Annotated in this window: 8 protein-coding genes; 6 read left to right on the top strand and 2 right to left on the bottom strand. The window is 60.8% G+C overall.

Annotated elements, in window-relative coordinates; genetic code table 11:
- Window positions 1–306: 306 nt before the first annotated feature.
- The 5 genes from BV106_RS26990 to BV106_RS27010 all read left to right on the top strand — a co-directional run bounded on the left by BV106_RS26990 (window position 307) and on the right by BV106_RS27010 (window position 8913).
- A complete protein-coding gene (locus BV106_RS26990; protein WP_038169967.1) occupies window positions 307–5295 on the top strand; it encodes an autotransporter-associated beta strand repeat-containing protein in 4989 nt (1662 codons plus the stop codon).
- A 280-nt stretch (window positions 5296–5575) separates the two neighbouring features.
- Window positions 5576–7018, top strand: a complete 1443-nt coding sequence (locus tag BV106_RS26995; protein WP_265596106.1) for an MATE family efflux transporter — start codon at window positions 5576–5578, stop codon at window positions 7016–7018.
- Window positions 7019–7061: 43 nt separating this feature from the next.
- Window positions 7062–8051, top strand: a complete 990-nt coding sequence (locus tag BV106_RS27000) for a hypothetical protein (RefSeq protein ID WP_038169968.1) — start codon at window positions 7062–7064, stop codon at window positions 8049–8051.
- A gap of 75 nt (window positions 8052–8126) precedes the next feature.
- Window positions 8127–8579, top strand: coding sequence for an SRPBCC family protein (locus BV106_RS27005; RefSeq protein ID WP_038169969.1), 453 nt, complete (start codon window positions 8127–8129; stop codon window positions 8577–8579).
- Window positions 8560–8913, top strand: a complete 354-nt coding sequence (locus tag BV106_RS27010) for a metalloregulator ArsR/SmtB family transcription factor (RefSeq protein WP_038169972.1) — start codon at window positions 8560–8562, stop codon at window positions 8911–8913. The genes BV106_RS27005 and BV106_RS27010 overlap by 20 nt, the downstream gene beginning before the upstream one ends.
- An 827-nt stretch (window positions 8914–9740) precedes the next feature.
- Here BV106_RS27010 and BV106_RS27015 read toward each other — a convergent pair.
- Both BV106_RS27015 and BV106_RS27020 read right to left on the bottom strand, forming a co-directional pair.
- Complete coding sequence (locus BV106_RS27015) at window positions 9741–11981, bottom strand: sulfatase (protein ID WP_038169974.1); 2241 nt, start codon at window positions 11979–11981, stop codon at window positions 9741–9743.
- 452 nt (window positions 11982–12433) lie between these two features.
- Window positions 12434–13852 (bottom strand): N,N-dimethylformamidase beta subunit family domain-containing protein, encoded by a 1419-nt coding sequence (locus tag BV106_RS27020; RefSeq protein ID WP_265596107.1) that lies wholly within the window; start codon window positions 13850–13852, stop codon window positions 12434–12436.
- Between the two features lie 428 nt (window positions 13853–14280).
- Here BV106_RS27020 and BV106_RS27025 point away from each other — a divergent pair, with 428 nt between their 5' ends.
- The gene (locus tag BV106_RS27025) at window positions 14281–15213 is read left to right on the top strand and encodes an ABC transporter substrate-binding protein (RefSeq protein ID WP_038169976.1); all 933 of its coding nucleotides are present in this window, start codon (window positions 14281–14283) and stop codon (window positions 15211–15213) included.
- Window positions 15214–15599 lie beyond the last annotated feature (386 nt).

Consider the following 15599-nt stretch of genomic DNA (forward strand, 5'->3'; position numbering starts at 1 on the left):
CGCGGAATCCAATTCGTAAATACACCTACAGACATAATCCAACACCCTATCTAAAAACAAGCATTTCGAGCCATTTCCACATCGGACTGGAGACATATAGACTGTCGGGCTCCCCCACTAAGCGCCCCCTGCTCTCACAGCGGCCGCGCCTCTCTCTTTGTCCCTTACCGCCCCCGGTTCGTGCTTAAGCTTCTTCCCTCAAATCCCCCCCAGTCTCAGCTCTCGCCAGACACTCTCCGACCTCAGCACCGATTTCCCTGCAGCGGCGCATTCGCCAGGCTGCCGTCGCTGCTTTCCATCACGGGAATGGTGTTGGCGTGGACACTTGCTCCCTTCCTGCATGGCCAGTCACTGTATTGGGATGCAAATACCTCGGCAGACGCTGCCCAAGATGGCGGCGGCACGTGGAAGGCTGGCACAGGGATCAACTGGCTGCCCACCGTCTCCAGCCCCAGCACAGACAACCAAGTCTGGCCGCAGGATCCTACGGGCAGCAGTACCATCGCGATCTTTGGAGCCGGTGGCGCATTGAGCAGCAGCACGCGCACCATCTCTGTGGACGGCACAGTCACCACCGCAGGATTGGCTTTCCGGGCGATTCAGCTTTCGGGCATTCCAGACTATGCATACCAGCTCTCGGGCGGCACCATTCAGATCGCCAATGGTGGATTCATTGAGGTCGGTCAAAGCGCCTCAAACACCGCCACGAACTACCGGATTGATGTAAACTCCGCCATTACCGGGAACAACATCACCCTGCGCAGATCTGTGGGGGCCACGGATCTTGGACTCATCCAGTTCCGCGCCGCGAACGCCTGGACCGGCACCCTATCCCTGGAAGGCTCGTTCTTTGTGGACATCCAAAACCTGGCGAGCGTCTCCACCCTGTCTTCGATCAATGTGGGAAATACCGCCACACTCGTCATCAACTACGGAAGCGCATCTCCCCTGAACGTTGCCCTCACTCTCTCAGGGATCGGCACCAGTTCCCGCGGTGCAGTTCGCGTGGACCAGTCCCGTACCCTCAGCGGCCCCATCACTCTGGCTGGCAATACCGGGATTTCGACAGGGTCCGTCGGCGTGGTTGCCACCCTCTCCGGCAACATAGGTGAATCCGGAGGCAGCCGCACCTTGCAAATCAACACGAACAACACTGCCGGCACAGTCGTGCTCTCAGGAAACAACACCTTTACAGGCGGGGTGGAGATTGTGGCCGGCACGCTGCGCATGGGCAGCACGGGCGCCCTCAATTCCAGTGCACCCAACCTGGTGATCTTCAGCAACAACACCAACAGCAAAGTACTCGCCCTCAACGGAACCAACACGGTTGCCGGTGGTCTCACCAGCAGCGGCGGCACCGGCACCATCACGGTACAGAATTCCAGCACCACGGCGGCGCGCCTCACCATCAATACCGTTCTGCCTTCGAATGACTTCACCTACGCAGGGGTGATCACAGATGGCGCGGCGAGCGCCGCATTGACTCTTGTGAAAGAAGGATCTGGACGGCAGATCCTGACTGGCACAGCCAACACCTACACAGGAGGGACCATCCTAAACGGCGGGGTGCTGCGAATCGCCGCAGACGGCTCACTGGGAGCCCCCCCGGCATCCTTTTCCGCGAGCAATCTCACCTTCAATGGCGGCACCCTGCAACTGGCCACCTCGATCAACCTGCATGCCAATCGCGGGTTGCTGATTCAAGCTGGAGGCGGCACGCTCGACACCGCAGGAAACAACAGCATCTACAGCGGAACCATCTCCGGCTCGGGCGTGTTTACAAAGGCAGGTACCGGCACCCTCGCCCTGGATAGCGCCAACACCATTACAGGAGAGATCCGCGTTGCGGCAGGCACCTTGAGCGTACGTCACAACCAGGCGCTGGGCTCCACTGCCGGAGAAACGAACGTCCTGATAGGAGCACACCTGGAACTGCGTGGTGGAGTGACGATTACAGGCGAGAATCTTTCGGTTCCCCACTTGATCGGGAATGAAGGAAACAACACCTGGACGGGGAACGTGCGCGGCGCGGTGGGCTCCACCCTCACTTTCGAGGCCACCAGCGGAAATCTGCTGGTCGCGGGCAACGTCAATGCCTCGTCTGTGGATGGGGTCGACCACACCTTCAGCCTCGATGGCGCGTCCACCGGGCAAATTTCCGGGGTCATCTCCAACACCGTTGTCCTGAACAAGTTCGGCACTGGCACCTGGACTCTGAGCGGCAACAATGCCATCACAGGCGGCGTGGCGATCAGCGCCGGCACCCTCATCCTGGCTCACGAAAGTGCCCTCAACGCAAAAACAGCCATCACCCTCACCTTTGCCGCGACAGCTAGTGACAAGACGGTGGTCATCGCCAACCCGGTCGTTCGGGTAGGGGCTCTTAGCACTCTGGGCGGCACAGGCGCGTCCGTCGTGGAGAACGCTTCCGGTCAGAATGCCACCCTGGTCCGAACGGGGTCAGTCTCAACCACGTTCAGCGGGCTGCTTCGTGACAATGCGGCCGGAGGCCGACTGGGCCTGACGATGCTCGGATCTGGAACGCAAAATCTCAATACCGCGCACACTTACACTGGGGACACCACCCTCGCGGGCGGCACTCTGCAGTTGCAATTTGGTGCGGCGAGCGCCCCCGTTTCTGACATCATCAGTGCCAGTTCCACCCTGGTGGCGGCGGGAGGTCTCTTGATCGTCAATGGCAACACAGACCATGCCGTGAGCCAGACCTTCAACGGGCTGCAGGTCACAAAAGGCACCTCGGAGATCTTGCTCCAAACCAGCTCAGGAAGCCCGCAGAACAATCTGCTCAATCTCGGCGCAATCAACCGTACGGGAGGTGCCATCAACTTTGTCTTGCCCTCCGGAACCCAGTCCGCCACCAACGGGTACCGCACCACGTCCTCAAACGTCAACGGCATCCTCGGAGCATGGGCAACCGTGAGTGGAGGAGATTGGGCCACCGTCTCGAATGGCAATATCGTCGCCTACTCTGGCTACACGAACATTACCAACTTCGGCTCTGGAGCAGGAGCTCTCGCCCCCTTGCCTGACAACGCGGGAGCCAATGTAAAGATCATTGCCGGAGGAACCGGCGGGGCCATTACCCTGGCTGACACCGGCACACTGGGGATCACTGAAATAAACACTCTGTACCAGACTGCCACCAATTCAGCGACCATCAGCTTTGGAGGCTCGCCCGCAAACAAAATCCTCCGGTTGGGCGCTTCAGGTGGTATCATGCTCTCGCTTGATGCAGGCAACCTCACGATTGGCTCCAGCCCTACGGAGCACAGCCAGCTCACGGCAGGCGGAGCAGCTGACACGGATGGCGAACTGATCTTTATCAACCGCACCACGGCTGCCGACCCCTCAACGAAGTCGGTCATCACGGTGAATTCAGACATCGTGGACAACGGCACCGGAAAAGTGTCCGTCTTCAAGCGGGATGGAGGTCTGCTCGTTCTTGCCAGCACAACCAATACTTATTCCGGCACCACCACGATCGCTTCTGGAACGGTCCGCATCATGGGAGACGGCAGTTTGGGTGCGGTGCCAGTCTCCGCCGCCGCTGCAAACATCGTTCTGGGTGCTCCAGCAGCGGGTTCGGGCCCAGCGATACTTCAGTGGGGGGCATCGTTCGCCCTCTCCGCAAATCGGGGCGTGCTTCTGGAAGCCCAGAGCATCTTCGACACGCAGAATTTCCTCGCCAGTGTGAACAGCATCATCAGCGGCCTTGGGTCCATCCAAAAGGATGGTACCGGCACATTGACACTGAATGGAGCCAACACTTACGCTGGCATCACAAATGTAAGCGTGGGCACGCTCGTTGCTGGCCACAATCTGGCCCTGGGTACAACCGAAGGAGGCACGTTTGTTTCTTCCGCTGCCATCCTCCGCCTGTCCAACGGAGTGACGATCGCCAGTGAAGCACTCACCATTTCAGGTACAGGAAGCAATAACAATGGGAATCTACAGACCGTGGCGGGCACCACGGAGAATGTCACTCGTGCAACTTGGGCCGGGGACATCACCATCAACAATGACAATGCGCGGTTAGGCACCGCCGAATACGGTCAACTCACTGTCAGCGGCACGATCAAGAGTGGTCTAGGCAACAATCTCGGGATCTCCGCTCACACCACAGACGGCGTTGTCATCCTTTCAGGAGCCAATACCTATGCCGGATCCACCAGCGTTGTGCGGGGAACTTTGCGTCTCGGTCGCCACGATGCCCTGCCCACCGGTACGGTCCTCAACGTTCATTCCTCGGACCTCACGACGGACATGGCAGCGTTCGACTTGGCCGGATTTAATCAGACGGTGAGCGGACTGAGCAGCGAGCAAAGGAGCAACACCTCCAACTCTGCCTTTAAGACAACGGTGACCAACAGCTCCGGCAACGTCGCCACCCTCACGGTCAACCAGACCACCGACCGCGTGTACTACGGCGAGATCACTGGATCCCTGAACCTGGTGAAGACAGGAACAGGCAAACTCACCCTGGAGACCCAACCGCAGGCCCTGACCAACTCCTACACGGGCAAGACCACAGTCGCTGGCGGAACCCTGGCCCTGAGCGGCACGGGCAACATCGACGGCAGTACCTGGGTGCAAATCGACTCCAATGCAGCACTCAGCCTGACCGGCCGCACCAGCGGAAACTATGAGATGATCAACAAGGTGATCTCCGGCACCGGCAGGGTCGAGGGCACACTCATTGTGCGCGGGACCAGCGTCATCCGCCCCGGCAGCACAGGCGCAGGCGGCACGGCAGCGGATGCGGGCGCAGGGTTCGGTGAGTTAACATTTGAGAACGTCATCATCCACCCCTATTTCGCCCAGGGAACGCCCCGCCTGGAGATGCAACTCGGCGGCACCACCAGCAACCTCGGCAATCCTCTCGCCGCCGGCAATGCCTCCTATTTCTCCACTGCCGATTCTGGTGGCCTCTACGACACCCTCCAGGTGAACGGCACGCTGGGGCTGAATGACAACACTCTCATCCGTGTCACTTATGGCAGTGGCTACACCGCAGGATGGGGAGATGTCTTCAACCTCCTCGACTGGACAATCCTGAACCTCAATGGCGACGGTCCCGACAACGCCGGACCGTTTACCCTGGCCAGTCTCGACCTCTCTAGTATGACGCTGTCTGACGGTAATTTCTGGGCAACGGACAAGTTCATCTCCGACGGGATCATCTACGTGGCTCCGGAGCCTTCACGGATGCTGCTGACGTTCGGCGGTCTCGCCGCCCTCACGCTCCGTCGTCGCCGCCGTTCCTCCCCTGTATGAAGGCCCGCGCCACTCCCGATAGGCGCGTTGTATTTGACACCCTACTTCACTGCGAGTATCTAGAAACCTCCATGAACTCCTCCCGCCTCCGTCATGATCGCTCCCCGGCCACGAAGCCGGTCGGCATCATGGAGCCTGGATGGGAGTTCTAGTTGGCGCATTTCGTCGTCTCGCGATTTCTCTCCCACCGGCCCCAGATCACAGGGCGGTGGGTTTTTTTGTGCCTGCCGTCGGCATTTCTCCCCAGTCCCTTCTCAAAAAAACTTCACGGCAGTCGCATATGTTACCCGCTTCCCCTTCATCAACTCATACCAGCCTGCAACCTGGCCCGCCTTGGCCATCGTTTGCCAAGGAGCTTCTGGCAACGTTCTCCCTGGCCAGCCCCATGATCGCCGGGCAGGTGGGCCAGATGCTCCTCGGCATCTCAGATACCGTCATGATCGGTCGCCTGGGCGTGAATGAACTGGGTGCCGCAACATTGGCGAACACCCTTGTCATCGTGCCCTTTGTGCTGGGCATCGGTCTCCTGTCGTCGATCTCGGTCCGCGTGTCCCAGGCCCACGGTGCAAACAGGCCGGAAGACGCGCGTCGCGCCGTCCGCCATGGCACCTGGATGTCGCTCGTCTTCGGCGTGCTCACGCTTCTGAGCGCCATCGCCATCATCCCCTTCCTAGGCTGGCTCAACCAGCCTGCGGAGGTGATCCAGCTCACGCCTACCTTCCTTGTCATCATCGCCGCGTCGTTGATCCCCGCCTTCATCACCATGGCGTGGAAGAATCATGCGGATGCGCTGAATCACCCCTGGCCACCCTTCTACATCATGCTCGGCGGGGTGTTTCTGGACATCTGGCTGAACTGGCTGCTCATCTGGGGGCACTGGGGCATGCCCGCGCTCGGCATGGAAGGGGCCGCCATCTCTACGCTGATCGCCCGTGTGCTCACTACCATCGGTCTTTACCAGTGGCTGCGCCGTTCGCCCAAGGTCAATGCCTGGACGCCCCGACTCTGGTGGGCGAGGTGTGAGCGGGCCACGTTCAAGAGCCTCCTGGCCATTGGCTTCCCCGCCAGCCTGCAACTGCTGACGGAGGTCGGTGCCTTCGCCGCGTGCACCATCTTGATTGGCACCCTGGGCGCAGTCCCCCTGGCCGCTCACCAGGTGGCCATCAACTGTGCAGGCTTCGCCTTCATGGTCCCGCTCGGGGTGGCCATGGCCATCACGGTGCGTGTGGGAGAGATCGTGGGGGCCCGGCAGCAGGCCCGCCTTCACCGCGTCCTGGCCGGTGGCTGGTTCTTCTCCACCGCGTTCATGACCTGCTCCATGATCCTGTTCTTCACCTTTGGCCGGGAAATTGCCGCCCTCTTTGGCGATAACACCGGGGTGCAGGCCATCGCCGCACGCTTGCTCATCGTGGCAGGCTTCTTCCAGCTTGTAGATGGCATCCAGGTGGTTTCCGCCTTTGCCCTCCGTGGGGTGAATGATGTGCGTCTCCCGGCCTGGATCGCCTTTGCTGCCTACTGGATCGTGGCCGTGCCCCTGGGTTATTTCCTCGGGTTGCGGTGCGGCTGGGGTGCAGAAGGCATGTGGACCGGCCTCGCGGCGGGCCTGGGTGTGGCAGCCGTGGTGCTGGCATACCGGAGCTGGCTGCTCCTGGCGCCGCCTCGCGATGCCTCGGGTGCCAAGGTCCTCGACGAGTCCCAAGGTGCCCCACCTGAGCCCGCGTAAGGGAGAAAGTGACCCGGCATTTTCACGCACAGCTCCTTGAATAATGCGCCATGCCGTTCGTCTGAACGGCATGGACCTCTCTTCCACTGCGCGCACCGGCCGGGGCCAAGTCACCGCCTGGAATCCTCTGCCCGAGAATGCCGTGTACCGCATTTCCAGTCGCGACGACGAGCCTCTCCCGCCGATTCGCCGCAAGGTTCACCGCGACATCCCACGTGGCCCTTCTCGCAAGAGACCCGCCACCGCCACCCTCTGCAACATCGCGGCGTGGGTAGTCGCCGCCACTTTGCTGGGGACCACTGCCTGGAAGCTCCAGGCCTCACAAACCCAGACCGCGGCACTCACCCATGAAGTCACCTCCCTGAAGGCAACCTTGGGTGACCACCTTAAGAAGCTGGAAGGCACCCAGGCCAGCCTCAGCGTTGCCGAAGAAGAACGGGGTGCCATGATCACTGCCCTGCGCCACTCCATCCTCAAACAGGAAGACTTGCGCGATGATGCCGACAACTGGCGTCTGCGTGTCGGTCAGGAAGTGGCAGACAAGACCAAAGCCGTCGCCTCCTGGGCGGCCTACGGCGATCAACTGGCCAACGTTGTGCAGCAGACCAATGCACTGCGTGATTCTGAACACGAAGAAGCGACCCAGCAACTCACCACCCTGGAGACCAAGACCACGCAACTTTCCCAGGCGAATCAAAACCTGGCAAACACCGCGGCAGAATGGGAAGCCAACGCCCGCCAACTGGCCGGAGACAACCGGAATCTCCAGCAGGAGCTGGAACGCACCCAGTCTTGTGTGGCCCATCTGGAAGGTCAAAACCGCGACCTCTGCAGCCGCAACAATCAACTCTTGTCCGATGTCCTGAACTTGAACTCCTGCATCAGTGGACTGCGCTCCACCATCTGCCAGTTGGAAGCCCGCATCCGCTGCCTGGAGTCGGAACTGTCCCAAGTGCGCAGCAATGCGAGCAACAGCAATTCAGGCAGCAGCAACGGCAACGATTCTGGCCATCCTCGCGGACGGTCGAGATAGAAATCCGGCGCCATAGGCAACTAAAGGGTTGCACATCGATCCACCCTAGACCATTACGCAACCGAAAGGTTGCCTGTGCCTGACCAAATCAAAAAACAAATCGATATCCCCGCTTCCCGTTCCCGAGTCTGGCGCGCCCTCACGGACCACCGTGAATTCGGCGAATGGTTCCGGGTAAAACTGGAAGCCCCCTTCGCCGTGAGCGAAACCGCCCGAGGTCACATCCTCTATCCCGGCTACGAGCACGTCATCATGGAGGTGGTGGTACAGCAGATCGAACCCGAACACCTCTTCTCCTACACCTGGCATCCCTATGCCGTCGACCCAGAGGTGGACTACTCGGACGAAGTTCCCACCCTCGTCGAGTTCCGGCTCGAGGAAATTGCCAGCGGCACACGCCTGACGGTCACGGAGTCCGGCTTCGACAAAGTGCCCGCTCACCGCCGTCTGGAAGCCTTCCGCATGAACGAGGGCGGCTGGGAAGAGCAGGTGCAGAACATCCATCGCCATGTCGCCGCCCACCCCTGACCGCCCCGTTGCCGCAGATCAGCTCCGGGCTTCCGTCTTCGCCGCATTGGGTGATGCCACCCGCCTTTCGCTCGTGAACCGGCTGGCCGATGGCCAGCCGCGTTCCATTGCCCAACTGAGCGAAGGCTATCCCCTCACCCGTCAGGCCATCACCAAACATCTGGGTGTACTGGAAAGCGCCGGCATCCTCCACCGCGTCCGCTCCGGCCGCGAGAGCCTGTACGAGTTCGATGCCGGCCCCATGCGCGATCTCAGCACCTACCTCGAAGCCGTATCCCGCCAATGGTACGCCGCCCTCAGCCGATTGAAGGCCTTCATTGCCGAGAATCCTTGAGGAGAACAAACCGACCGCACGCTCAGGCTGGCGACCAGGAATCCTACCCAGCCTGGATGCTCGGTTGAAGCGCTTCCTCGAGAGGATTCAGCCACAAGCCCGACGTTGGCAAGCTTCAGCGAGCCTACGTCGGGCATACCTCATTCGGAACCTCCTACTCTGAAGGAGTTGCGGCGGTCAACAAAGGCAACAACCTCCGCCACCACTCCAACCTCCCCACCACCTCCAATAAACGCGAAGCGTCTTGGAGTACGGTGGCTCGACACCGTTTTCTAGCCGGGACCGACGTACTACATACCCGTCTGCCTGAGCGAAGCCCAACGCTCCCCCCCATCATCCGCAGGCGGAAAAATCACCTCCTCCGGTCGTCGCGTCGGCTGGCGAAAACAGTGTCAAGCCACCGTACTCCAAGACGCTGCCGCGACGACCTACGCCCCACTCGATGAGGCGCACCATCGCCGAGTGCAAGTGAAGAGCGGCGCAGTCGACCTGCACGCATCAAGTTAAAGGCAACAAACTTCCCCACCGCTCCAACCTCTCCAACACCTCCAACAAACGCGAAGCGTCTTGGAGTACGGTGGCTCGACACCGTTTTCTAGCCGGGACCGACATACTGCAACCAGTGGCCTGAGCGAAGTCCAACGCTTCCCCCCATCATCCGCAGGCGGAATAATCACCTCCTCAGGTCGTCTCGTCGGCTGGCGAAAACGGTGTCGAGCCACCCTACTCAAATACGCTGCCGCGACGACGGGCGCACCACTCGATAGAGGAGCCCCCGACCTCGAAGGGGTCGCAGAGAGCTACTCCCTGCGCACCCCAATTCCAGCTCACAACCTCACCGTAGGCTGAATGGCATTCTCATCCTGCCCGGCAAAGATGTCCTTGATCGTCATCTCCGCCTTTTCTTCGGTGAAGCGCCCCAATGCCCCCTTCATCGTCGTGAACACATCCGGGAAGCTGGCCTTCACATCCCGCTCACAGAACTTGTCAGACTTCAGGTCGAACAACCGGTAGATCGGTCCATTCTCACCAGGGGTCATCACCAGCTTGAAGCGCTCCGTGCGCAGCGCCCGCTCCTTGGTCTTCAGCACGTCTTCCTGGTACTTGTCCTTCAGCACAAAGTGGAAGTCGAAGTCCGGATCGATCATGGTCGTCTCATCCATCGGCGGAATGTAGAGCGGCTCTTCCCCCGGGATCTTCCGGCGGAAGAAGAGGTAGCTGGTCTCGCCATACCAGGCCAGGGAGAGATCCGCCTTGGCATCATTCAGGTACGGCACCAGGCTTTTGCCCTCGAACCGGGCTTCAGCAGGCTGTCCCACCAGATCCAGCAGCGTGGGGGCGAAGTCCACCGTCCGCACCAACTTGTCCACCGTACGACCGGTCAGAGCGGGATCCAGACCCGGTACGCGTATCACGAGAGGGATGTTGTTGCTCTGGTCGCCGCCGTTGAATGTGAGACCGTGACCAAACGTCACGTTGGGCTCGAAAAGGTCATCCCCGTGGTCGCCTGTGATCATCACCACCGTGTTGTCCTTCAGCTTGGTAGCATCAAGCGCCCGGACGATGTTGCCCACGCAGTCGTCAAACATGCGCACACAGCCGTCATAGATGCCGTTGATCTGGTCCACCTCTTTCTGGGGCAGCTTCTCCCACTTCTTGCCGATGTCCACGTCACCGATGAACTCGTCCACGTTCAGCCCCAGCATGTGCTTGTGCGGGCCCTCGTACTTGGGATCCGTCCAGAGCTCTGCGTACTCCCGCGGAGTGCGGTAGGGCAGGTGCGTGCAGGAGTAGAAGGCAAAGATGACAAAAGGCTTGTCATCCTTCTCGCGGCTCTTCAGCCGCTCGATGACCTGATTGGTCACCACGTCTGGCGTCATGAAGTTCGCAAAGGACTTCAGCTTGGGGAAGAGCCAGTGCCCCACCCGGTTGTCAAAGAACAGCGGCAGGATCTGGTGGTGCAGGTACACCACCTCGCTCATGTACACCTTGAAGTTGTCAAAGTCGGACACGATGACGTCCTTGAACCCCATGGGCAGTTCATTGAACCCGCAGGCGCACCAGTCCCCGATCACCGCCGTGTCATAGCCCTGGGCCTTCAGTGTGGCCGCCAGCGCCGGCATCTTGGCGTTCGCCTCATCCACCTGCTGCTTGTTGGGGAACATGTGCTGGATGCCATGGGTATGCGGATACTGCGACGAGAACATCGTCGTCAGACTTTCCAGCGTGGAGGCGATGGGCGTGAAGCACTTTGAGAAGTTCACCCCTTCGGCAGCCAGCTTGTCGATGCTGGGTGATGTAGGCCGGAAGTAGCCATTGCAGCTCAGGCGGTCAGCGCGCAGGGAGTCCGAGGCGATGATCAGAATGTTCTTGGGCTTCAGCTTGGGGGGACCCACTTCCTCCACCGGCGGGGGGTCTTTCACAAAGCCATGACCGGAGACCACAAAGGCCACGAGAATCGCAATCGGCCCAATCACCGGCCACGGGAAGAAACGCGGGTTCTTCTTCCACGCCTTCCGCAGTTCCAGCGCATAAAAAACCACGCACACGGACAGAGCCACCGTGGGGAAGATGTAGAGCACAAAGAACTGGGCTCCCCCTTGGATGGCGCCGCCAAACCACTCTCCAAACTTCCGGTAACCCTGGTCGAAGTAGCTGAAGTCACCGAAGTAGGGCTTGTTCATCATCAGCCGGAAGATGAAGAACCCGTAGAGCACCCCCGAGAACAGCAGCGTGCGCCAGACCACCCCCCAACGGCCAAAGGTCTTGAACCGCTTCCACACCAAGACCAGCGGATAGATCACCAGAACGTAGACGAGAGCCACCAGGAGGTAGCCCTTGAGCACCTCCACGTTGCTCCACAGCAGGTAAAACCAGTGGTCCACCATGGCCACTTCCGTGAACCGGTTGTTAAACGAGTAGGTGTTGCCAGCGAAAGTCAGCAAGGCGTTCACATACAGGCCCACCAGCGTGGCCAACACCGTCAGAACGACGAAACGAAAAACCGTTTTGCGGCTGATCTCCTTTCGAGAGGTTGGGGGGGCGGCGGGCGCCGCAGTCTTGCTCATCTGGGGGGGCGGGAGTCTATCTCAAACGGTCCGGGTGACGATTGCGTGACAATTGCCCAAAGTCAACCCCGGCCCTGGAGGCGGTTTCCCCACTCCAGATGTTAATTTTCACTCACAATCCCACCTAACAAAGCAGTCACTGGCAACCAATCGACGCCGCAAACCTGCATTCCCACCGGGACTGAGCCGGACGGCACGTCCGGACTACACCCGACGCGACGCTGCGGGAGTAGTCCGACGGTCCCCGTCGGTTTGGCAGCGGAGGGATTGGCAAGAATCACCGAGGAGGCGCTCACCACCCAGCTCGCCTTCCGGGATGCAGCCGAGCCCCCCTCACTTCTCCCGTCCCAACGCCCGGGCCAGCACATTCTCCGTGATCCGCTGCACCCGGTCGTCCACCCCATGGGGCCGACTCCAGTGCGACCACGGCAGCATGTGCCCAGGCGGACTGCTCAACGCCTGAGGCCAGTAGATCGTCGCGGCATTGAAGACGATGTTCCCCTTCGGCCCAGGAAAGACCGTGGCCGACCAGTGCGCCGGAGTCTCCCCCCGCGCCAGGACGTGCCCTCTGCGATCACCTCCAGGCCCGGCAACTTGGCCGGAGCCCCGTGGTGCTCCCAGCCCACGAGCCCCGGGATGCTGTCCCCCGCCTTCATCCCCGTTCCGGCAAACACCCAGTGCTCCGGCTTGGTGCAGGTCCAGTCCCCACCGCCGTTGAATGGCACAATGGAACGCGCTCCCATGATCAGGCTCTCGTCGGGCCCCAGACGGACCAACTCCTTGGGGAACACCTTCCGCTCGGCTTCGATCTCCGCATCGGTGAGGCCCGCAAACAATCCGGCCCGGCTGATGATTCGCCCCGCCACGCCCTTGGCCGAAGGCTCGAACGGGCTGACCGCAAACACGGAATTCCCGCACAACCAGAGGGCACTGACTCCTCCCGCGATGGCCTTCGCCACCGCGTCATACTGTTTTACATCCCAGTATTCGTCGTGCCCCACGCTCAGAAACGCCCGGCAACGGGAGAGATGGTCCGACGAAATCGTGTCCAGATTGGAGCCATAGGTCACATCGTACCCCTGCTGCTCCAGCCAGTACGCAGCAGGATACTCCCAGAGCAGGTACTCCCCTGAACCGACCGACTGAGGCGCGTCAAAGATCTGGGCGTACTTGCTATATGGACGGTCAAAGCTCACTGCCACGTCAAAAGCATGAGCTGCCCGGGGATCCGTGTAGAGGGAGTAGTTGTCTGGCCAGCGATTGTAGGCCTGCCACGTGTTGTCACTGCATTGGAAGAGCAGGTCCGCCTTGCGATCGTCTTTGACAACGAAGATCACGTAGCTCTGCCACCACGGCTGGTCCTTGCCTTCCGGCAGCGTCGTCAATCGCCCCAGATACACCCCGCTCAGCCAATCCTCAGGTATGGCCACGGAGAGCGAGGGCTCCCAGCGACACTCGCGCAGCCGACGCGGACCCACCTCAGGATCCGGCTGCACTTTGCCCGCGATTGGGCCGTAGGTCGCCATTAACCGCGCCCCGCGTCCGCCATAGTAGCCAGTGCGGAAGATCTCGATCTTGAAAGGGCACGCGGGCCTCGTGCTCACCATGATGTCCAGCGTCTCGCCCGGCTTCACCGATTGTCGGGAGCAGTACCCCTCGATCATCGGCGACCGGAAGCCCTTGGCGCTGTCCAGGCGCACCCGGGTCAACTGCCAGTCTCTCGCGCCCTCCCGGGCATTTTCCACCTGTACGGGATTCAGCCCCGATTTCGCAGTCGTCTTCTCCGGCGCTGCGGAAGTCACCAAAGCGGTTGCCATGCTGCCAGCAGCAGTCGCCGTGGTACGGAGGAAATCACGTCGTTGAGGAGCCATCGCGACCAAAGGGAGGGTATGAGCGGCGCCAGGTCCCCAGGCTGCCTGCCTGAGATGCCCCGCCTGTCACCCTTACGCATCCAGAGGACGGTCTTTGTCCATAGGTACGGGGAAATCACCAGCCCAACGTGTTCATTGGATTTCCTCACGGCACAATATTTCTCCATGCCGCCATGGATTCTCGCTACCAGATACGGGAGTCACGTTTCCGCGGCACGCCCCCTGCTTCCCTGCCCGGCGCACTTGGAGTTGATACTCAACCGCAAGGCACCTCACTCACCTCACAACCCCCTCGCATAGCAACCGGCCTTTTTCAGGCAAAAGGATCGGCAGCTCATGTCCTCCGTCCCCGCGTGTCTCACGGTCAGACTCGTACTCACAGTCCACGCCCATGACCACGCACAAACCAGCTCCAGACGGTCTCGTTCATGAACGCCCCTCTCACCCTTTCCACTGGCTTTGTCCCCTCGCTGGAGGCGATTCCCCTCCTGGCTTCCACCCGGGCCGTCGGCAGCCCCTGGCGCATGCACCCCTGCCCCAGTTACGGGCGGATCATCCGCCACCTCCTCACCGGTGAACTCGCCGCCGGACTCATCCCCTGGGAACTGGGCATCACCGAGCTCGTCACCAAGCCTGGTCAAAAAGGCCAGTGGATGGTGCCGCTCATCGTGCATGCCTGCCCCATGGAACTGGTGCTCACGCCCAAGGCCATGAAGACCGTCTATCCCCCGCGCAATCGCAAGGCCTCGTCAGACTCCAAGCGACTGGTTTTCGGCATTGAGGCCCGCTGCTCCCTCACCCGCTATCAGATCCTCACCTGGCAGTTGCAGGTCGCGGGGAAACTCCTCGATCCCCCAGCTTTCAAGGTCCTGCCCATGGAGCTTCTGCGAAAGGGTCTGGAAGCAGGCACCATCGACGGCATGGTCGCCCCCACTCCTTGGGGAATGCAGGCCGCAGCAGAGGGCAGCGGCAAGATCGATCCCGCCTTCGAACCCGGCAAGTATGCCCAAGAGGTGGCTCTCTTCTGCCAGCGGGATCTCGCAGAAACATTCGCCTCGCCCCTGGCCGCCCTGCCCGATCTCCTCCAGGCGCAGCATGAGCGACTCGCCGAGGAATCCGAGTTCATGAAAGAAGCCGTCGCCATGGGTGAACTCGGCACCCCACGCTGCGATCCCGCCCAGCTCCGCCAGGCCGCCCGATTGCATCTTCATGAAGTCACCCAGCACGACTTCCAGCCCGACCACGCCTGGATCGAGCGCGAGCTCAAACTCCTCACCGAACGCGTCCCCCTCGGCGAAGGCCTCTTCGACCTCGAGGAAATGACAGAGCAACTGACTCTGGCTTGTGGGGTGACGAGGTAGAAGGGTGGGAAAAAACTTCAAAATTCAAAGTTCAAAATTCAACGGTCCCTTCAGTGGCGACCAAGGATTGATCGACCTTCGTCTGTGAGGTAGCGGGTTCAGAGGTACTAAGCCAAGTTCATACAGCGATCGGTTGCCATCAGAGTTTCGAACCCGGAGGGTTCACCATGCGTAGCCACGGGTCGACCGAGCCTAGCGAGGGCTACCCGTGGTTGTCACCCGCTCACGTGCTACCGCGGAGCGGTAGGCCCATCGTGTTGCCGAACCCCAGACGCCATCCCCGCGATACCCCCCGTCCGTCATTTGGACCCGATCGGCCTACCGCTCCGCGGTAGAATTCCTTATTGCGGTGACCATGGGTAGTCCTCGTTCCACTCGGCCGACCC

Source organism: Verrucomicrobium sp. BvORR106, assembly GCF_000739655.1.
GTDB lineage: Bacteria > Verrucomicrobiota > Verrucomicrobiia > Verrucomicrobiales > Verrucomicrobiaceae > Verrucomicrobium.

What these genes read in the sequence shown, in the direction of transcription:
- BV106_RS27025 (WP_038169976.1), top strand. Translation starts at nt 14,281, where the DNA reads ATGAACGCCCCTCTCACCCTTTCCACTGGCTTTGTCCCCTCGCTGGAG.
- BV106_RS27010 (WP_038169972.1), top strand. Translation starts at nt 8,560, where the DNA reads ATGTCGCCGCCCACCCCTGACCGCCCCGTTGCCGCAGATCAGCTCCGG.
- BV106_RS27000 (WP_038169968.1), top strand. Translation starts at nt 7,062, where the DNA reads ATGCGCCATGCCGTTCGTCTGAACGGCATGGACCTCTCTTCCACTGCG.
- BV106_RS26995 (WP_265596106.1), top strand. Translation starts at nt 5,576, where the DNA reads ATGTTACCCGCTTCCCCTTCATCAACTCATACCAGCCTGCAACCTGGC.
- BV106_RS27020 (WP_265596107.1), bottom strand. Translation starts at nt 13,852, where the DNA reads ATGGCTCCTCAACGACGTGATTTCCTCCGTACCACGGCGACTGCTGCT.
- BV106_RS27015 (WP_038169974.1), bottom strand. Translation starts at nt 11,981, where the DNA reads ATGAGCAAGACTGCGGCGCCCGCCGCCCCCCCAACCTCTCGAAAGGAG.
- BV106_RS26990 (WP_038169967.1), top strand. Translation starts at nt 307, where the DNA reads ATGGTGTTGGCGTGGACACTTGCTCCCTTCCTGCATGGCCAGTCACTG.